The organism is Nakamurella endophytica (assembly GCF_014646215.1).
Lineage (GTDB): Bacteria > Actinomycetota > Actinomycetes > Mycobacteriales > Nakamurellaceae > Nakamurella > Nakamurella endophytica.
The window spans coordinates 225,509-244,631 of sequence record NZ_BMNA01000005.1 but is presented as its reverse complement, the minus strand read 5'-3'; the positions used below and the strand labels follow the sequence as shown (position 1 = coordinate 244,631).

The following is a 19,123-nucleotide window of genomic DNA, read 5'->3' as shown; positions in this document are numbered from 1 at the left end:
GCCACAGCGCACTCGGCGGCCTCCCACCACTCAGCCGACTGGCACCAACCTGATGGCCGGGTACAACTAGTGTCGGGTGCATGACCGCAGCGTCGAACCCCGAACGGCAGGCCGTCCGCGACGGTGCCCAGCAGTGGCTGGAGGTCCTGCGCGACTGGGTGCGGATCCCGTCGGTCAGCGCCGATCCCGGCCACCGCGCCGACGTGGCGCGCAGCGCCGGGTACCTGGCCGAGCAGCTGTCCGCGGTGGGCTTCCCGCAGGTCCGGGTGCTGGACTCCGGTCCGGCGCTGCCCGCGGTGCTGGCCCACTGGCCCTCCGGGGAGCCGGACGCGGTGCGCGTGGTGGTCTACGGGCACCACGACGTCCAGCCCGCCGACGGCGAGGACCGGTGGAGTCACCCGCCTTTCGAGGCCACGCTGGTCGACGGAGTGCTGCACGGCCGCGGCGCCAGCGACGACAAGGGCAACATCGCCATGCACCTGCTGGGCGTCCGGGCCCACCTGCAGGCGACCGGCAGGAGCGCACCGGCCGTGGACCTGACGCTGCTCGTCGAGGGCGAGGAGGAGTCCGGGTCGCCGCACTTCGCCGAGCTGCTGGCCCGGCACCGCGACGAACTGCCGGCCGATGTCGTCGTGGTGTCGGACACCGGCATCTTCGGACCGGACACGCCCAGCGTGTGCGTGGGCATGCGCGGGCTGGTCGCCTGCGAGGTCCACCTGCACGGGCCCGACGTGGACCTGCACTCCGGCACCTTCGGCGGCGCGGTGGCCAACCCGGTGACGGAGCTGGTGCGGATGCTCGCCGGCCTGCACGACGCGGACCGCAGGATCGCCGTCCCTGGCTTCTACGACGACGTCGTCGAGCCGACGCCGCAGGAGCGGGCGGACACCGACGCGCTGCCCTTCGACGAGGCGGAGTGGATCACCGGTCCGGCCGGGTCGCGCGCCGCCGTCGGCGAGGCCGGTTGGTCGACGCTGGAACGGGTGGGCGCGCGGCCGACCGCGGAGATCAACGGTATCTGGGGCGGGTACACCGGCCCGGGGACCAAGACCATCATCCCCACCGACGCCTACGCCAAGCTGACGTTCCGGCTGGTGGGCGGACAGCGCCCGGACCACATCCGCGAGTGCGTGCAACGCCACCTGCAGTCGCTGGCCGGACCGGGTGTCACCCTGGACATCAGCTGGGAGAGCGAGGGTGTCGCGCCACTGAAGGTGGACACGACGCACCCGGCCACGGCGGCCACCCGGCGGGCGCTCGGGGCGGCGTTCGACACCGGGACGGTGCTGCTCACCCGGGAGGGCGGGTCCGGCCCGGAGGCCGAGATCGCCGGCCGGCTCCAGGCGCCCGTGGTGTTCCTCGGCGTGATGACCGACGAGGACCGCATCCACGCGCCCGACGAGCGGGCGCCGGTCGAGCTGCTGCTCAAGGGCTGCGAGGCGGTCGCCCACCTGTGGCGGGAACTGGCCGCGCTCGGCCGCGCCGGGCTGACCGCCGGTGGTGCGGCGGTGGCCGGGTGAGCCCCACGGCGACCGCCCGGAGCCGCCGTCCCGCGGCCGGGCCGCGGCGCACCCGCACCGCGGTGCCGGCACATCCGGTGCACCGGCTCCGATTGGACAACGGCCTCCGCGTGGTGCTGGCGCCCGACTCCGGCAGTGCGGTCGTCGGTGTCGCGGTGCACTACGACGTCGGCTTCCGCTCGGAGCCCGAGGGCCGCACCGGTTTCGCGCACCTGTTCGAGCACCTGATGTTCCAGGGCAGCGAGTCGCTGCCCAAGCTCGAGCACTTCCGCCTGGTGCAGTCCTCCGGCGGGGTCTTCAACGGCTCGACGCACACCGACTACACCGACTACTACGAGGTGCTGCCGTCGGCCGCGCTGGAGCGCGGGCTGTTCCTGGAGGCCGACCGGATGCGCGCCCCGCGGATCACCGCGGAGAACCTGGCCAACCAGGTCGACGTGGTCAGCGAGGAGATCCGGCTCAACGTGCTGAACCGGCCGTACGGCGGGTTCCCGTGGATCCACCTGCCGCCGGTGCTGTTCCACACCTTCGCCAACGCGCACAACGGGTACGGGGACTTCGTGGACCTGCAGGCCGCCACCGTCGCCGACTGCGCCGACTTCTTCGAGCGGTACTACACCCCGGCGAACGCGGTGCTGACGGTGTGCGGCGACCTGGACGTCGACCGCACCAGCGAGCTGGTCGCCGCGCACTTCGGCGACGTGCCGTCCCGACCGGCGCCGGACCGGCCGGCCTTCGGCGAGCCGTGGCCGGATGCGCGGCGCGAGGCCGAGCACGTGGACCCGCACGCGCCGCTGCCGGCGCTGGCGCTCGGCTGGCGGCTGCCGGATCCGGTGGCCGACCTGCCCGGGTACCTGGCGTCGGTGGTGCTCGGCGAGATCCTGTCCGACGGTGAGTCGTCCCGCCTGCAGCGGACCGTCGTCGCCGAGTCGGGCCTGGCCACGGAGATCTGGGCCGGTCCCGGGCTGATGGGCGGCCCGCTGGACGCCCGCGACCCGGACGTGTTCGTGCTGGGCGCCGTCCACACCCCGGACACCGCGGCCGACACGGTGATCGACGCGGCCGCCGCCGAGATCGCGGACCTGGCCGCGTCCGGACCGGACCCCGACGAACTGCACCGGGCCGCGGCGCGGTGGAACTCCTCGCTGTTCCGGGAGAACGACGGGATCTCCGCCCGGACACTGTCGCTCGGGGCGCTGGAGCTGCTGCACGGCCGGGCCGAACTGCTCGACGAGGTGCCGGCCATGGTCGCCGCGGTCACCGCGGACGAGGTCGCCGCCGCCGCCCGCAGTCTCGACCCGGACCGGGCCGCCCTGCTCCGCGTCGTCCCGGGAGCCGGGCGATGACCGCCGGCGAGCGGACGCCGCGCCGCTCCCGCGGGCGCACGTCCCCGGGTCCGGCCGACCCGACCGCCGTGCCGCCCGTGCCGGACGCTGCGCCGGAGCCCGCTGCGGCCACGGCCCGGCCGCGCCGCCGCGCCCGCACGGCACCGGCGCGGACCCCCGCGCCGGTCCGGTCGGCGGACGAGATCGGCCGCACGGCGCAGGGTCCGCGACCGGTGCCCGAGCTGTCGCCGCCGCGGCCGGTGCGGCCGCCGACCCTGCGCCAGGAGGTGCTCGGGTCGGGCCTGACGGTGGTGGCCGTCCGCAAGCCCGGTGTGCCGCTGGTGGAGGTCCGCCTCCGGGTGCCGTTCGGCGGCCGGTCGCCGGAGCACGCCGCCCGCGCCGAGGTGCTCGCCGCCACCGTGCTGCTCGGCACCGGCACCCGGTCCCGGTCGCAGGTCGACGCCGAGTTGGCCGCCGTCGGCGGGCATCTCGACGCGCGGGTCGACCCGCAGCGGCTGCTGCTCACCGGATCCGTGCTGTCCTCCGGGCTCCCGGTCCTGCTGGACGTGCTCGCCGACAGCCTCACCGATCCCCGGTACGGACGCGAGGACGTCGCCGGGGAGCGCGACCGGATCGGCGAGCACCTGGCGATGGCGGCGTCGCAGCCGTCCGTCGTCGCTCGGGAGAAGCTGCAGCAGTTGCGGTTCGGCGACCACCCGGCGGCGCTGGACAACCCGGACGCGGGTCTGGTCGCCGCGGTGACCCCGGCCGTCGTGCGGAACCTGCACCGGCGCGCGGTGCTGCCCGCCGGCTCGGTGCTGGTGCTCGTCGGTGACCTCCGCCCGGCGGACGCCGTGCGCCGGGTCGCCGACGCCCTGGGCGGCTGGACCCCGGCCGGCCCTGCCAGGACCCTGGCCGTGCCGCCCGCGGTGACCGGCGGACCCGTGCACGCGTTCCACCGGGACGGCGCGGTGCAGTCGCAGGTGCGGTTGACCGCCGCCGCCGTCGACCGCACGCACGAGGACTACCCGGCCGTCCAGCTGGCGAACCTGGTCTACGGCGGCTACTTCTCCTCGCGCCTGGTAGAGAACATCCGCGAGGACAAGGGTTACACCTACAGCGCGCACTCGAGCCTCGAGTTCTGGCCGGGCCGCGCCGCGGTGACCATCGGCTTCGACACCGCCACCGCATCGACCGCCGCCGCGCTGCTCGAGGCCCGGTACGAGCTCGGCCGGCTGGCGCTGGTGCCGCCGAAGGACGCCGAGGTCGAGGCTGCGCGGCAGTACGCCCTCGGCACCCTGGCCACGTCGCTGTCCACCCAGGCCGGGTATGCCTCGACGCTGTCCGCGCTGCTCGGGTTCGGCCTGGAACCGGGCTGGCTGCAGCGGCACGCCGCCCGGCTGGCCGCCGTCACGCCGGGCGAGGTCGCGCGGGCCGCCGCCACGGTGTTCGCCCCGTCGGCCGCCACCGGCGTGGTCGTCGGTGACCTGCAGGCCGTCGGCGCGCAGCTGTCCGCACTGGGCGACGTGGTGCTGCCGTGACCGCCGCGGCCCCGTTCGCCATCCCGGTCCCGGCGCTGTCCCGGGGCACCGTCGACCGCTCGGAGGACCTGCGGCACCGGGACCGGCTGCTCGAGTCCTGGCGGGACGGGCTGCTGCTGACGGTCGACCCGTCCGGGGCGGTGGCGGTCCGCGAGGTCGACGGCACCCCGCGACTGGATCTGACCCGTGCCGTGGAGCGGGCCGACGGGCCCCCCGAGGACGCGGTCCTGGTGGGCCGCGCGGACGACCCGTCCGCCGACCCGTCGCCGGCCGCGGATCCCGGCCGCACCCCCGGGATCGACGTGTGGACCGTGCCGGGGCCGGTCGCCGACGGCCACGGCCTGCGCGAGCTGGGGGCGGTGCTCACCGACACCGACGCCGGGCTGCTGACCGCGGCGGTCGCGGTGCTCGGCTGGCACCGGGCGGGCGGATACTGCCCCCGGTGCGGGCTGGCCAGCCGGCCCAGGGCCGACGGCTGGGCACGCGTCTGCCCGAACGGCCACGAGGAGTTCCCCCGGACGGACCCTGCGGTCATCGTGCTGGTGCACGACGGCGCGGACCGGATGGTGCTCGGCCGGCAACCGAGCTGGGCGCCGGGCCGCTACTCGGTGCTCGCCGGCTTCGTCGAGGCGGGGGAGTCGCTGGAGGCCACGGTGGTCCGCGAGGTGGCCGAGGAGGTCGGGATCCAGGTCGGCGAGGTCCGGTACCTGGGCTCCCAGCCGTGGCCGTTCCCGCGGTCGCTGATGGTGGGCTTCTCGGCCGTCGCCGACCCGGCGGCGCCGCTGCGTCCGCGCGACGGCGAGATCGAGGACGCCCGCTGGGTGGACCGGGCGACGGTGCGCCGGGTGCTGGCCGCGGGCGGGCAGGCCGACGGCATCGGGCTGCCGCCGTCGGTGTCGATCGCCCGCCGGATGATCGAGGGCTGGGCGGCGGCGGGCTGATCCCCGCGGACGGAAGCGGGCCGGGAGTGGTGGCCCCACGCCGTCGTACAGGCGTGCGAAACTAGCGGGGTGAGTGCGGAGCTGCTGGCGGGACTGGACGAGGGCCAGCGGCTCGCGGTGCAGGCGCCGTCCGGGCCGGTGTGCGTGCTCGCCGGCGCCGGTACCGGCAAGACCAGGACGATCACGCATCGCATCGCGCGGCTGGTGGCCACCGGTGCCCACCCGGTCTCGGAGATCCTCGCCGTCACGTTCACCACCAGGGCCGCCGGCGAGATGCGCTCCCGCCTGCGCGGCCTCGGCGTGCCCGGCGCCCAGGCCAGGACGTTCCACTCGGCGGCGCTCAAGCAGCTGCGGTACTTCTGGCCGCGGTCGGTCGGCGGGCCGCTGTGGCCGGTGCTGGAGCAGAAGATGCGGCTGGTCGCGATGGCGTCCCGGCGGGTCGGTGCGGGCACCGACACCGCGACGCTGCGGGACCTGGCCGGTGAGATCGAGTGGGCCAAGGCGTCGCTCGTCGCCCCCGACGACTACGTGGCCGCGGCCGGCCGGCACCACCGGGACACCCCGGTCGCGGCCGAGCTGGCCGCCCGGGTCTTCGCCGGCTACGAGGAGCTCAAGCGGGAGTCCGAGCAGCTGGACTTCGACGACCTGCTGCTGCACACCTGCGCGGTGCTCGAGGACGACGAGGACGTCGCCCGGGAGTTCCGCGCCCGTTACCGGTGCTTCGTCGTCGACGAGTACCAGGACGTGACCCCGCTGCAGCAGCGGTTGCTGGACGCCTGGCTGGGCGGCCGGGACCAGTTGACGGTGGTCGGCGACGCCAACCAGACGATCTACTCGTTCGCCGGGGCCTCGCCCACCTACCTGCTCGGTTTCGCCAGCCGCTACCCCGAGGCCACGGTGGTCAAGCTCGAGCGCGACTACCGGTCGACGCCGCAGGTCGTCACGGTCGCCAACCAGGTGATCGCCGGCGCGCAGGGCCGGGCCGCGCGGCTGCGGCTGCGGTTGACGGCCGCGCTTCCGCCCGGGCCGCCGGTGCGGTACACCGAGCACCCGGACGAGCCCACCGAGGCCAGGGCCGTCGCCGAGCAGGCGGCCGCGCTGATCGCCGGCGGCATGCCGGCGTCGGAGATCGCCGTGCTGTACCGGATCAACGCCCAGTCCGAGGCCTACGAGCAGTCCATGGCCGCGGCGGGGGTGCCGTACGTGGTCCGCGGCGGTGAGCGGTTCTTCGCCCGGCCCGAGGTGCGGCAGGCCATGGTCGCGGTGCGTCGGGCCGCCGCGCCGGCCGATGCGCCCGGGGCGGAGCCGGTCGACCTGGTCACCGCCGTCCGCGAGGTGCTGGTGCCGGTCGGGCTGACCGCGGAGCCACCGCCCGCGGGGTCGCTGCGGGAGCGCTGGGACAACCTGCTGGCCCTGGTCTCGCTCGCGGAGGAGGTGGCCGCTGCCGTCCCCGGAGCCGGCCTGGCCGACCTGGCCGCCGAACTCGAGCAGCGGGCCGAGGCCCAGCACGCGCCCACCGTCGACGGCGTCACCCTCGCGTCGCTGCACGCCGCCAAGGGACTGGAGTGGGACGCGGTGTTCCTCGTCGGGCTCTCCGAGGGGACGTTGCCGATCCAGCACGCCGAGACACCGGACGAGATCGAGGAGGAGCGCCGGCTGCTGTACGTCGGCGTCACCCGCGCGCGCACCCGCCTCGCGGTGTCCTGGTCGCTGTCCCGGTCCGAGGGCGGCCGCCGCACCCGGCGGCGCAGCCGCTTCCTGACCGGCATCGCGCCGGAGTCGTCGGTCCCGAGCCGCGCGGCACGGTCCGGCCGGTGCCGGGTCTGCGGCGGTCCGCTCACCGACGCCACCCAGGCCAAGCTGGGTCGGTGCGAGCAGTGCCCCTCGAACGCCGACCCCGACCTGGTCGACGCTCTGCGGGACTGGCGCCGCCGCCGGTCCGGCGAGGCCGGCGTGCCGGCCTACGTCGTCTTCTCCGACGCGACGCTGCTGGCCATCGCGGAGCGGCGTCCGGCCGACGACGCGGCGCTGCTGGCCATCCCCGGCATCGGCCGCAGCAAGCTCGACGCGTACGGACGGGACGTGCTCTCGGTCGTCAGCGCCACCGACTGACCCGGACTGACTCCGACCGACGGGTTCTCGTTGTGCCGCAACACATCCGGAACGTTTTCGGCAACACGCGGGAAATTTCTCGTTAATCCGGTTGCGCGGCCGGAGACGGGGGTCCTAGTCTCCTCTCATTCCCCGAACAGGATCCGCCGGCTCGACCGGTGGAAGCCTCTCCGCCAGGACGAGGCCTCGACGCAAGGAGGTGCCCACGGTGATCGACATGAAGAACTTCGCGAACGGTGACGTGGCCACCGGCGTCGCAGGCGTCGACGCTTCCGGTGGCCTGGCCGCCGTTGTCGCGCGTCTGCGGCAGCGCACGGTCGCGCCCACGGGCGTCCCGTTCGTCCAGCGGTCCGGGGAGCAGTCGCCGAGGTAGGTCTCTGCGCGCTCTCTCCTCCGGCCGCGGCCCCTCTCCTGCGAGGGTCACCGCGGCCGACGTGTATCCCGGACCGGACACAGCCCCCCGACAGGGCGCCGTCCCTGCGCCCGGAGAAACCACAACGTCCCACTGGAGGTGAGAGCCTTGATCGCACTGACCCTCTCGGAAGTGCCCGGCGCCTGGCCGGACGCACTCGCCGAGCAGCCCCGGACCGACCTGCCCTGCCACACCGGCGATCCCGACCTGTTCTTTGCCGAGCGGCCCGAGCAGCTCGAGCAGGCCAAGGCCCTGTGCGGGCCGTGCCCCGTCCGCGCCGAGTGCCTGGCGGCGGCCCTGGCCCGCAACGAGCCCTGGGGCGTCTGGGGTGGCGAGATCCTCGACCACGGCGTCGTGATCGCGCGCAAGCGGCCCCGCGGCCGTCCGCGCAAGGTCGCGGCATGATCACCGCGGCGCGCCCCACAGCCGGGTGCGCAGCCCGTCGCACGACGAAAGCATTGTGCAGCACCATCTCCCGGACCGCCCGCTCGGGCAGCCGGACCACCTCTCGACTCTGGAGTGCCGACATGTCATTGCTCATCGAAGATCTCACCCGTGACCGAATGCGCCAGGCGCAGCGGGACGCGGAACGCGCACGTGCGTCCCGGGCACACCGGGCAGTGCGCCGTCACCTCGCACGGTGACCCTCCCGACGGTTGGCCGGCCGCACGCCGGCCCCGTCGGTTCCCCCGGCCGGCCCGGGTCCCGCTCCGCGCCCATCCGCGGAGCCCGGGACCCGGGCCGGCTGCACGGCTACGGTAGGTCGGTGACGACCGACCGGGGCCCGGTCCGCTGCTCGGTCTGCGGCGCGACCGCAGCCGACCCGGCCGTCCTGCTGCAGTGGATGTACGAGCCCGCAGCGGCCCGGCCGGCGGCCTGGACCTGTCCGGACTGCCAACGGGACGTGCTGCGCGGCATCGAGTCCCGGCTGCCACCCGAGTGGTGGTGACGGGTCGGCCAGGTCAGTCCTGGCCGTCGTCGACGAACCCGGGCTGCCAGCGCTCGACGATCTCCCGGAACGGCGCCGTGGCGTCCAGCTGGCAGAGCACGCCGATCGAGCCGAACGTCACCCGGTGGATCATCAGGTAGGACGGCGGCAGGTTCAGACTCCTCGCCACCCGGGAGTCCGAGCTGGAGATCTCGGAGAGCCGGGCCGCCTCGGCCTGCATCCAGCGCCGGGTGAAGTGGAACGTCTCGTGCCGCAACGGCTCGGCGAAGGGGACCAGGTAGTCGACCACGTCCTGCGGGTCGATGTCGATCTTGTCCAGGATGAAGCCCTCCGCCCGCAGCCCGGCCATCACCTCGTCGGCGCGGCCCTCGAGGGCCAGCCGCGTCATCCGGCCGAGGATGCGCGGGGAGCCGTTGGGCAACCGCGCCACGGAGCCGAAGTCGATGACGCCCAGCCGGTCGTCCGGGGTGAGCATGTAGTTCCCCGGGTGCGGATCGGAGTGCAGCAGGCCGACGCGCTGCGGCGCGGAGAAGTGCAGCTCGGCCAGCAACCGGCCGGTCCGGTCCCGCTGCTCGCGGGTACCCGAGGCGATCACCGTGGCCATCCCGGTGCCGCGCATCCACTCCGACACGATCGCCTTCGGGGCGCTGGCGACCACCCTGGGGATCCGGATCTCGGGGTCGTCGGCGTAGCCGCGGGCGAAGATGCGCTGGTTCTCCGCCTCCGCGGTGTAGTCGATCTCCTCCATGACCCGGTCCCGGAGCTCCTGCAGCAGCGGCCGTACCGCCATGCCGGGGTTGAGCATCCCGAGCAGCGGACCCAACCGGTTGAGCTGGTCCATGTCGGCGCGCAGCGCCTCTGCGGCCCCCGGGTACTGGATCTTCACGGCGACCTCGCGGCCGTCGTGCCACACGGCGTGGTGGACCTGCCCGATGCTGGCGGCCGCGGTGGCCTGCTCCTCGAAGTCCTGGAACCGGCTCCGCCACCCGCTGCCCAGCTGTTGGGCCATGAGCTTGCGAACCGTCGCCGGCGTCATCGGCGGCGCCGCGTTCTGCAGCTTGGTGAGCGCCTCCCGGTACGGTTCGGCGTACTCGTCCGGGATCGCCGCCTCGAAGACGCTCAGGGCCTGGCCGAACTTCATGGCCCCACCCTTGAGGGTGCCGAGCACCTCGAAGACCTGCTCGGCGGTGCGGCGCTGGATCTCCGCGGAGACCGTGTCCCGGTCCTTGCCGATCAGCCGCTGTCCCCAGCCCAGGGTGACCCGCCCGGCCGCGGAGAGCGGCAGGCTGGCCAGCCGGGCGGTGCGGTTGATACTCCCGCGGGGGATCTCCGACATGCGGCCATTGTTACCCGACAGGCGCCGGCCGCGCGCCCGACTTGTCCGGGACGGGTGCTCCGGTTCTGCGGCAGGTGCATTCCGGATGCGCCGGCCAGCTCCGCCGGCGCGGACCGGGGGCGCCCACCGTCCACTCGAGACCGCCGTCGACGGTGGTCGGCACGTCGAGGCCGTCGAGCACGGCGAGCACCTCGGCGGCCGTGGCCGCGGCGACGCTGGCGGCGAGCGCCGCCGGTGCTGCGACCGGCTGGTCGCGCAGCCGCGCCTGCACCAGGGTCCACTGCGGGTCGCGGTCCTGGCGGTGCCGGGCGACGCACAGCAGGCAGGACGACCGGCCCGGCAGCACGAACGGGCCGACCGACGCCGAGGTCAGACCCAGCCGCACCGCCAGGTGCGGGATGCCCTCGGCGGCGAGGTCCGCGGCGCTCCAGGGCGGGGGAGCCGCGGCGCCGACGAGCACGACCACGTCCGGCCGGCGACGGCCCGGACCGCGCCGCGGCCCACGGGCCGGCGGGCGCCGCGGGACACCCGGCCCGGCGAGCCGCTCGCCGGTCCCGGGCGGGGGCCCGGCGACCGGTGCGGCGACCACCGCCGCGGCTCGCCGGCGGTCCGCCGCCTGGACGCCGCGCTCGACGGCACCCACGCCGCAGCGCTCCAGCAGCCGCGCGACCGCGTCCACGGTGTCGGTGGTCTCGAACGGGTCGCCGTCGCCGCGGACGGCGACCCGGGCCTCCTGCCGCCCGGACAGCACCCGGCGGGCGGTGGCCAGTCCCCAGCGGTGCACCAGGCTGTTGCGCTCGGCGTCGACGTGGCGGTCGGCCACCAGCCCGGGGAACACCCAGTCCGCGGCCGGCACGACGGCACCGAGCTCGAGCAGCCGGGTCACCACCGGGAGCCAGACGTCCAGGCGTCCACCGTGCTGCTGGACCACCGTGCGGAGCGGCGCTCGGCCGTCCAGCTCACGCAGCACCCGCAGCGACTCCGCGGGAGCGTCGGCGAGCACCGCGCGCAGCGCCGGCTCGGTGCCGATCTGCACCGAGCCCGGCGCGCGGTCGACCACCCGCAGCCCGCCGACCAGGGTGTACCGGACGTCCGGATCCGCCTCGACCATCGCTCCACCTCCCGACTGCCGAGGGTGGCAGCCGGCGGGTCGGCGACGGGTCGGTCATCCACACGCCGGCGGGGGACCGGCCCGCCGCCCGCGGGCCGGCCGGAAGAGGTCAGGCCTTGCCGAGGATGCGGTTCACCGTCGTGCCGCAGACCGGGCACGGACCCTTGGCCATCCGGCGGCCGTTGGTCTCGTGGACCTGGCCCTCGAAGTCCCGCTTCTCCTTGCACTTGACGCAGTAGCCGTTGTAGGTCTCGGTGTCCGCCATCTGCGGTGTCCCTTCGCGTCGTCGGGCGTCACGGACGCCGGAGGTGCCGGGCGCCCCGGATTCGGACTCACCGTACCCGGGAGGGCGCCGCACCCCACGGAGGAACGGTCGTCGGCGCGGTGGGCCAGCCCCGCGCCGCCCGCGTCCGCGCCGTCCGCGCCGTCCGTGCAGAATCCGGGGAATGAGCTACGAACCCGCACCGGACCGCTACGACTCGATGCAGTACCGCAGGGTGGGACGCAGCGGCATGCACCTGCCCGCCGTCTCGCTGGGGCTGTGGCACAACTTCGGCGACGTGGACCCGTTCCAGACCCAGCGGGACATCCTGCGCCGCGCCTTCGACCTCGGCGTCACCCACTTCGACCTGGCCAACAACTACGGGCCGCCGTACGGCTCCGCGGAGGAGAACTTCGGCCGGCACCTGGCCAAGGACTTCCGGCCGTACCGGGACCAGCTGGTCATCTCGACCAAGGCGGGCTACGACATGTGGCCGGGGCCGTACGGCAACTGGGGGTCGCGCAAGTACCTGCTGGCGTCGCTGGACCAGTCGCTGGAGCGGATGGGCCTGGAGTACGTCGACATCTTCTACTCGCACCGGGCGGACCCGGACACGCCGCTGGAGGAGACCGTCGGAGCGCTGCACACCGCGGTGGCCTCCGGCCGCGCGCTGTACGCCGGCATCTCGTCCTACTCGCCGCGGCGGACCGCCGAGGCCGCCGCGATGCTCGCCGACCTCGGGACGCCGTTGCTGATCCACCAGCCGTCGTACTCGATGCTCAACCGCTGGATCGAGAACGGCCTGCTGGACACCCTGTCGGAGGTGGGTGCCGGCTGCATCGCCTTCTCCCCGCTGGCGCAGGGCATGCTGACCAGCAAGTACCTCGACGGGATCCCCGAGGGGTCGAGGGCCTCGCGGTCGTCGTCGCTGTCCCCGGACCTGCTGACCGACGCGGCGCTGGACCGCATCCGGGCGCTGAACGGCATCGCCGAGCGCCGCGGGCAGTCGCTCGCGCAGCTGGCGCTGGCCTGGGCGCTCCGCGACCCCCGGGTGACCAGCGTGCTGATCGGGGCGTCGTCGGTCGCCCAGCTCGAGGACAGCCTGGCGTGCCTGGACCGGCTCGACTTCGACCAGTCCGAGCTCGACGAGATCGACGGCCAGGCCGTCGAGACCGGCATCAACCTGTGGCAGCGGTCCAGCGACAGCTGACCGGACCCGGCCAGCACGCGCACCGGCCCCGCACCCGAGGGTGCGGGGCCGGTGGCGTCTGCGCGCGGGGCGTCGTCAGACCGGGCGCGGCGGGGTGGTGCCGTCCCCGGGCGTCCGGTCGGACGGGCCGTCGTCGGGGTGGTCGGCGGTCCGGTCGGGCGCGTCCGTCGTGCCCTCGGGGGACGGGTCCGGCTCGTCCGTCGTGGGCAGGTCCTCGAGCCCGGCGAGCAGCTCGCTGAACTGCTTGTCGCGGGCGACGAAGGCGGCCGGGTCGTCCAGGTCCTCGCTCGAGGGCAGCAGGTCCGGGTGCGACCACAGCGCGTCCCGGCCGTCGACGCCGCGGGACGCCTCGAGGTCCCGCCAGAGATCGGCGGCGGCCCGCAGCCGGCGGGGCCGCAGCTCCAGCCCGATCAGGGTGGCGAAGGTCTGCTCGGCCGGACCGCCGGTCGCGCGGCGGCGGCGCAGCGTCTCCTGCAGGGCGGACGCGCCGGGCAACCGGTCGCCGACGGCGGCGGCGACCACCGCGTCGACCCAGCCCTCCACCAGGGCGAGCAGCGTCTCCAGGCCGGCCAGCGTCTGCTGCTGGCCCGGGGTGATCGTCGGCTCGAACATGCCCTGGCCGAGCGCGGCCTCGATGCTCGCCGGGTTCGACGGGTCGATCGAGGAGGCCAGCTGCTCGACCGCGGAGAAGTCGACGGTGATGGCCCCGGCGTAGGTCCGGATCAGGGTGAGGATGCGCTCGCGCAGCCACGGGACGCCGGCGTAGAGCCGGTGGTGCGCGGCCTCGCGGGCGGCCAGGTACAGGCGGACCTGGTCCTCGGGCACCGACAGGCCGGAGGAGAACTCGGCGATGGCGCGCGGCAGCAGGGCCGCCGTGCCGGCCGGCCCGAGCGGCAGGCCGACGTCGGTCGACGTCATCACCTCGCCGGCGAGCTGGGCGAGGCCCTGGCCCAGCTGCGAGCCGAACGCCATGCCGCCCATCGAACCCATCATCGCGAGCAGCGGGCCGGCCTGCGTCCTGGCTTCCTCGGGCAGGCCCTCGATCCAGGCGGCGGACACCCGCTCGGCGATCGGCGTGCACAGCTGCTGCCAGGCGGGCATGGTCGCCTCGATCCACTGGCGGGCGTTCCACGCGGTGACGGTGGTGGCGCCGGCCGGCAGCGCGGTGGCGCCGTCCAGCCAGATCTCGGCCAGCGCGACGGCGTCGCGCACGTGCGCCAGGTCGACCGACGACGCCGGGTGGCTGGCCGGCACCTGCTGCAGCGCCAGCTGCCGGGCCAGGTCGTAGTTGACCGCGCCCGGCGATCCGCCGCCGCTCTGCGCCGCGCTGGACATCATCTGCCCGAGCTGCGAGAGCATCGAGCCCAGCTGGGACAGGTCGAAACCGCCGGGACCCTGGCCGCCCTGACCCTTGCGGTCGGGGTCGTCGTCGCCGGGCATGTTGAAGCCGAACGGCAGGTTCGTCATGGGGCCAACGGTACTGACCCGCCGGGCCCCGGGCAGGCCGGACGGACGACGGCCGGGCTTGATCGCCCAGAGCGCAATCCGGCGTCTCGTACGCTCGCAGCCATGTCCGTCGTCACCCGGCTGTCGATCCGGGCCCGCGCGATGGTGGTCGGCGGCGTCGCCAGCCTCGCGCTCCTCGCCGTCGGCGCCTTCGTGCCGATCCCGTACGTGGCGCTCGGTCCTGGCGTCACGTACAACACGCTGTCGGCGGTCGGCGGCACCGAGGTCATCACGTTCTCCGGCAGCGGCGTCCCGGCCTCCGTCTCCGAGGACAAGGGCCCCGGCCACCTGAACATGACGACCATCTCGGTGTACGACCACCAGACCCTGTTCCAGGCCATCGGGCTGTGGGCGGACGGCGACTACTCCCTCGTCCCGCGCGAGGAGATCTTCCCGCCGGACAAGACCGTCGAGCAGGTGAATCGGGAGAACGCGCAGCAGTTCTCGGACTCGCAGTCCAACGCCGAGATCGCCGCGCTGCGGTACCTGAAGTACCCGAACGTGGTGTACGTCGGCACGATCCCGGAGAGCTCGCCGAGCGCCGGGGTGCTGCAGCCGCAGGATCAGATCACCGCGGTGGACGGCACCGCGGTGACCGACTACGCGTCGCTGCGGGCCGTGCTGGCCCGGACCCGGCCGGGGCAGGTCGCGACGGTGACCGTGGATCGCGGCGGCAAGCGGGTGGACGCCAGGGTGACGCTGGCGGACGCCGCCAAGACCGGCGCCCCGGCCGGCAGCACCCAGGGCTTCCTCGGCATCGGCGCCGTCGAGCGGCCCAAGGCGCCGTTCACCATCAAGATCTCGCTGGCCAACATCGGCGGGCCGTCGGCCGGCCTGATGTTCACGCTGGGCGTGATCGACAAGCTGACGCCGGGCGACCTGACCGGCGGCCGCTTCATCGCCGGCACCGGGACCATGGAGATCGACGACGACAAGGGCACGGTCGGCGCCATCGGCGGGATCCTGATGAAGGAGATCGCCGCCCGGGACGCCGGCGCCACGGTGTTCCTGGTCCCGGCGGACAACTGCGCGGAGGCGCTCACCCGGGTGCCGGACGGCCTGCAGCTGGTCAAGGTCGCGACGCTGTCGGACGCCATGGCGGCCCTGAAGACCCTGGCCGGCGGCGGCACGCCGCCGGGCTGCTGACCCCGGCCGGACTCAGTCCGACAGCGTCGTCCGCAGCGCGGCCAGCAGGTTCGGCGCCAGGTCGGCACCGCGCAGTGGCGTGTCCGGCAGGTCCCGCATCCGCAGCAGGCACGCCCCGCCGGGCCGGTCCCGCAGCACGCCGGCCACCAGCCGACCCTCGCGGTGCGGGCGGCCGTCCGGTGCCGCGGGGTCCGTCCCGGCCGCCGGCACGTCGTCGGCGGGTGCCGCACGGATCCCGGCGGTGTCGCCGGCCGGTGCGACGGGCGGCAGCACCAGGATCTCCTGCACCAGCACGCACCCCGCCACCTCCGGCGGCCAGCCGACCGTGGCGAGCGCGTCGGCCAGATCACCCTCGGGCAGCGCGTCCTGGGCGATCGGCGTCCACTCCGCGGCCCCGGCCAGCCGGGCCGCCAGCTGCGGCTCCGCCCGGGCCAGGTCGGCGGTCCGGACCAGGGCGAACAACTGCGGCGGCCGGTCCCACCCGGCGGCGCCGGCGAACTCCTCGACCTCGGCGACCGCCGAGGCCAGGTCGGGGTCCTCGATCCACGAGGCGTCGGGGGTGCTCACCGGCCGATCGTGGCACGCGGGCGGCAGGGCTGTGCAGCGGCCAGGAGCCGGGTGTGGGCGGCGTCCGCGGCTCACCCGGGGAACCATCCCGATCCGCCTAGAGTTGTCGCTGCGGGACCGTCCGACCGCGGCGCCCGATCCCGGGCCGCGCCCCGGGCGGCACCGCGCCGAGGTCCAGCGCCGAGGTCCAGCAAGCAGAACGAGAGGTTTCGCCGTGGCCATGCGGCCCCCCGTCGGTATGCCGTCGATGTCCAAGCGTGCCAAGCGGGTGCTGCTCACGATCGTCGGGCTGATCGTCCTTGCCGTGCTGTGGTTCCAGTTCGTCGGCATCTGGGTCGACTGGGAGTGGTACGGCGAGGTCGGTTTCCGCGAGGTCTACGGCACCCAGTTCGTCACCAGGGTCCTGCTGTTCCTGATCGCCGGCCTGGGGTCCGGTGCGGTCGTCGCCCTGGCGCTGCTCGCGGCCTACCGGTCGCGCCCGGTGTTCGTCCCCGCCGGCGAGGTCGACCCCCTGAGCCCGTACCGGACCGTGGTGGCCACCCGGCCCAGGGTCTTCGCGCTGTCCATCGCCGGGCTGGTGGGCCTGATCTGCGGGCTGTCCGCGCAGGGCAACTGGACAGTGGTCCAGCTGTTCCTGCACGCCCAGACGTTCGGCCAGGTGGACGCCCAGTTCGGCCACGACGTCGGCTTCTACGTGTTCCGGCTGCCGTTCATCCAGATGATCATGACGTGGCTGTTCGTCGTGGTCGCGATCGCCTTCTTCGCGGTGCTGGTGACGCAGTACCTGTTCGGCGGCATCCGGCTGTCCGGTCCCGGGCGCCGGATCTCGTCGCAGGCGGCGTTCCAGCTGTCGCTGCTGATCGGGATCTTCGTCCTGATCAAGGCCGTGCAGTACTGGTTCGACCGGTACGACCTGCTGTTCTCCAACCGGGGCGGGCTGTTCACCGGTGCGTCGTACACCGACGTCAAGGCGGTGCTGCCGGCCAAGATCATCCTGATGGTCATCGCGGCGGTCTGCGCGGTCGGTTTCGTGGTCGGCGCCTTCCTGCGCTCGATCCGGCTGCCGGCCGTCGCGCTGGCGCTGCTGGTGCTCTCCAGCGTGCTGATCGGCGGCGTGTGGCCGCTGATCCTGCAGCAGGTGGTGGTGAACCCCAACGGCATCACCAAGGAACCGCCGTACATCCAGCGCAGCATCGCCGCCACCCAGGCGGCCTACGGGCTCGGCGAGGACAAGGTCTCCTACACCAACTACGCGGACGTCACGAACGCGACCCCGTCCGCGCTGCTGTCCGATCCGAGCGTGCAGAACGCCCGGCTGCTGGACCCGAACATCCTGTCCGACACCTTCACCCAGCGGCAGCAGCTGCAGAACTTCTACGGCTTCGCGCCGCAGCTGAACGTGGACCGCTACACGATCGACGGCAGGACCCAGGACTTCATCGTCGCGCTCCGCGAGCTCAACGTCGACAACCTGCAGGCGAACCAGAAGAACTGGATCAACGAGCACCTGGTGTTCACCCACGGCAACGGTCTGGTGGCCGCGCCGGCGAACCAGGCGCCGGGGGGCTACCCGGAGTTCACCGTCTCCGACGTCTCGAACCAGGGCGCCATCAAGGTCGACCAGCCGCGCATCTACTACGGCCAGCTGGCGTCGAACTACGCCATCGTCGGTTCGGAGTCCAAGGACCAGAACATCGAGTACGACGGGTCGGGCGACGCCGGCCAGGGCGCCTTCACCTACGACGGCCGCGGCGGTGTCCGCGTCGGCAACCTGTTCCAGCGCCTGGTCTTCGCCACGGAGTACGGCGAGCCGAACTTCCTGTTCTCGTCGGAGATCAACGGCAACAGCAAGATCCTCTACAACCGTGACCCGCGGGACCGGGTGGAGAAGGCCGCGCCGTTCCTCACGGTGGACACCAAGCCGTACCCGGCGGTGATCGACGGCCGCATCCAGTGGATCGTCGACGGCTACACCACGGCCGCCAACTTCCCGTACGCGCAGAACGTGACGCTGTCCGACGCGACGAACAACTCGCAGACGGCCACCGGCTCGGCGACCGGGCAGGTCAACTCCCAGGTGTCCTACATCCGGAACTCGGTCAAAGCCACGGTCGACGCCTACGACGGCACCGTGACCCTGTACGCGATCGACGAGAGCGATCCGGTGCTCAAGGCCTGGGAGCAGGTGTTCCCCGGCCTGGTCCAGCCGTCGTCCGCGGTGAGCCCGGAACTGCGTGCCCACTTCAAGTACCCGCAGGACCTGTTCGAGGTGCAGCGGCAGCTGCTGGCGCGCTACCACCTGGACAACCCGGTCGACTTCTTCCAGAACTCGAACTTCTGGCGCGTGCCGGACGACCCGACCGAGTCCGGGGTGACCGCCTCGCAGCCGCCGTACTACCAGCAGGTGGCGCTGCCGGGTCAGTCGTCGACGTCCTTCCAGCTCACCAGCGTGCTGACCGGGTTCGGCCGGCCGTTCCTGTCGGCCTACATGGCGGTGGGCAACGACCCGGACGACTACGGCAAGATCACGGTCCTGCAGCTGCCGAGCAACACGCAGACGCCGGGTCCGGTGCAGATCCAGCAGACCCTGCTGAACAACAGCGCCATCAGCCAGTACATCGGCACCCGGCAACGACCGGGCGTGTCGACGATCGTGTACGGCAACCTCCTGACCCTGCCGACCAGCAAGGGTCTGCTGTACATCGAGCCGCTCTACCAGCGGGGCATCTCGGCCCAGGCGTCGCCGCAGCTGACCCAGATCCTGGTGTGGTTCGGGAACCGGGTCGGCAACGGCGACACGGTGGCGGCGGCGCTGCAGAACGCCTCGTCGTCCAACCAGGTCACGCCGCCGCCGGACAACGGCAGCGGGCAGACCAGCGGGTCGAGCAGCCCGCCGCCGTCCTCGTCGTCCTCGGGACCGACGACGAGCGCGCCGTCGGGGTCGGTGACGCCGGAACAGGCGCTCGCGGCGATCAACCGGGCCAACCAGGACCTGGCGGCCGCGAAGCAGTCGCAGGACCTCGGACGCATCGGCGCCGCGACGCAGCGGCTCGAGGAAGCGGTGAACCAGTACTTCCAGGTGGCCGGCACCCCGGCGGCTGCGCCGCCGGCCGCCAGCGGGTCGGCGCCGCCGACCTCGTCCGCGTCCGTCGGGGGATGAGTGCGAGGGGTGACGGGCCCCACGT

16 protein-coding genes are annotated in these 19,123 nt (G+C 73.9%); 11 read left to right on the top strand and 5 right to left on the bottom strand.

Going from position 1 to position 19,123, the window contains the following annotated elements; genetic code table 11:
* The first annotated feature begins 80 nt into the window (after positions 1–80).
* From IEY37_RS14800 to IEY37_RS14765, 8 genes are all read left to right on the top strand, one after another.
* Positions 81–1,520 (top strand): M20/M25/M40 family metallo-hydrolase, encoded by a 1,440-nt coding sequence (locus IEY37_RS14800; RefSeq protein ID WP_188942842.1) that lies wholly within the window; start codon positions 81–83, stop codon positions 1,518–1,520.
* Positions 1,521–1,582: 62 nt separating this feature from the next.
* Entirely contained in the window at positions 1,583–2,866 is a 1,284-nt protein-coding gene (locus IEY37_RS14795; protein ID WP_188942897.1) for a M16 family metallopeptidase, read from the top strand.
* Positions 2,867–3,078: 212 nt separating this feature from the next.
* Complete coding sequence (locus IEY37_RS14790; protein WP_229674454.1) at positions 3,079–4,386, top strand: M16 family metallopeptidase; 1,308 nt, start codon at positions 3,079–3,081, stop codon at positions 4,384–4,386.
* Positions 4,383–5,327 (top strand): NAD(+) diphosphatase, encoded by a 945-nt coding sequence (nudC, locus tag IEY37_RS14785; RefSeq protein WP_188942840.1) that lies wholly within the window; start codon positions 4,383–4,385, stop codon positions 5,325–5,327. The genes IEY37_RS14790 and nudC overlap by 4 nt, the downstream gene beginning before the upstream one ends.
* Before the next feature lie 69 nt (positions 5,328–5,396).
* On the top strand, positions 5,397–7,439 hold the full coding sequence (locus IEY37_RS14780) for an ATP-dependent DNA helicase UvrD2 (protein ID WP_188942838.1): 2,043 nt from the start codon (positions 5,397–5,399) through the stop codon (positions 7,437–7,439).
* A gap of 208 nt (positions 7,440–7,647) precedes the next feature.
* On the top strand, positions 7,648–7,812 hold the full coding sequence (locus IEY37_RS14775) for a hypothetical protein (protein ID WP_188942836.1): 165 nt from the start codon (positions 7,648–7,650) through the stop codon (positions 7,810–7,812).
* A gap of 156 nt (positions 7,813–7,968) precedes the next feature.
* Positions 7,969–8,256 (top strand): WhiB family transcriptional regulator, encoded by a 288-nt coding sequence (locus IEY37_RS14770; RefSeq protein WP_373298350.1) that lies wholly within the window; start codon positions 7,969–7,971, stop codon positions 8,254–8,256.
* 361 nt (positions 8,257–8,617) lie between these two features.
* Complete coding sequence (locus IEY37_RS14765) at positions 8,618–8,800, top strand: hypothetical protein (protein WP_188942834.1); 183 nt, start codon at positions 8,618–8,620, stop codon at positions 8,798–8,800.
* A 13-nt stretch (positions 8,801–8,813) separates the two neighbouring features.
* On the opposite strand, the gene IEY37_RS14760 is transcribed toward IEY37_RS14765, so the two are convergent.
* The 3 genes from IEY37_RS14760 to IEY37_RS14750 form a co-directional block, all read right to left on the bottom strand.
* Positions 8,814–10,136, bottom strand: coding sequence for an ABC1 kinase family protein (locus IEY37_RS14760; protein ID WP_188942832.1), 1,323 nt, complete (start codon positions 10,134–10,136; stop codon positions 8,814–8,816).
* 10 nt (positions 10,137–10,146) lie between these two features.
* Positions 10,147–11,247, bottom strand: a complete 1,101-nt coding sequence (locus tag IEY37_RS14755; protein ID WP_188942830.1) for a hypothetical protein — start codon at positions 11,245–11,247, stop codon at positions 10,147–10,149.
* A 109-nt stretch (positions 11,248–11,356) separates the two neighbouring features.
* Complete coding sequence (locus IEY37_RS14750) at positions 11,357–11,512, bottom strand: DUF5679 domain-containing protein (RefSeq protein WP_188942828.1); 156 nt, start codon at positions 11,510–11,512, stop codon at positions 11,357–11,359.
* Positions 11,513–11,693: 181 nt separating this feature from the next.
* Between IEY37_RS14750 and mgrA the strand changes: the two genes are divergently transcribed.
* A complete protein-coding gene (mgrA, locus tag IEY37_RS14745; RefSeq protein WP_188942826.1) occupies positions 11,694–12,719 on the top strand; it encodes an L-glyceraldehyde 3-phosphate reductase in 1,026 nt (341 codons plus the stop codon).
* 75 nt (positions 12,720–12,794) lie between these two features.
* On the opposite strand, the gene IEY37_RS14740 is transcribed toward mgrA, so the two are convergent.
* Entirely contained in the window at positions 12,795–14,186 is a 1,392-nt protein-coding gene (locus IEY37_RS14740) for a zinc-dependent metalloprotease (protein ID WP_188942824.1), read from the bottom strand.
* Between the two features lie 102 nt (positions 14,187–14,288).
* Between IEY37_RS14740 and IEY37_RS14735 the strand changes: the two genes are divergently transcribed.
* Positions 14,289–15,371 (top strand): YlbL family protein, encoded by a 1,083-nt coding sequence (locus IEY37_RS14735; protein WP_188942822.1) that lies wholly within the window; start codon positions 14,289–14,291, stop codon positions 15,369–15,371.
* A gap of 12 nt (positions 15,372–15,383) precedes the next feature.
* Here the strand turns inward: IEY37_RS14735 and IEY37_RS14730 are convergent, their stop codons facing one another.
* A complete protein-coding gene (locus IEY37_RS14730) occupies positions 15,384–15,938 on the bottom strand; it encodes a PPA1309 family protein (RefSeq protein ID WP_229674453.1) in 555 nt (184 codons plus the stop codon).
* 220 nt (positions 15,939–16,158) lie between these two features.
* On the opposite strand from IEY37_RS14730, the gene IEY37_RS14725 reads away from it, so the two are divergent.
* Complete coding sequence (locus IEY37_RS14725) at positions 16,159–19,098, top strand: UPF0182 family membrane protein (protein WP_229674456.1); 2,940 nt, start codon at positions 16,159–16,161, stop codon at positions 19,096–19,098.
* The last annotated feature ends 25 nt before the right edge of the window (positions 19,099–19,123 follow it).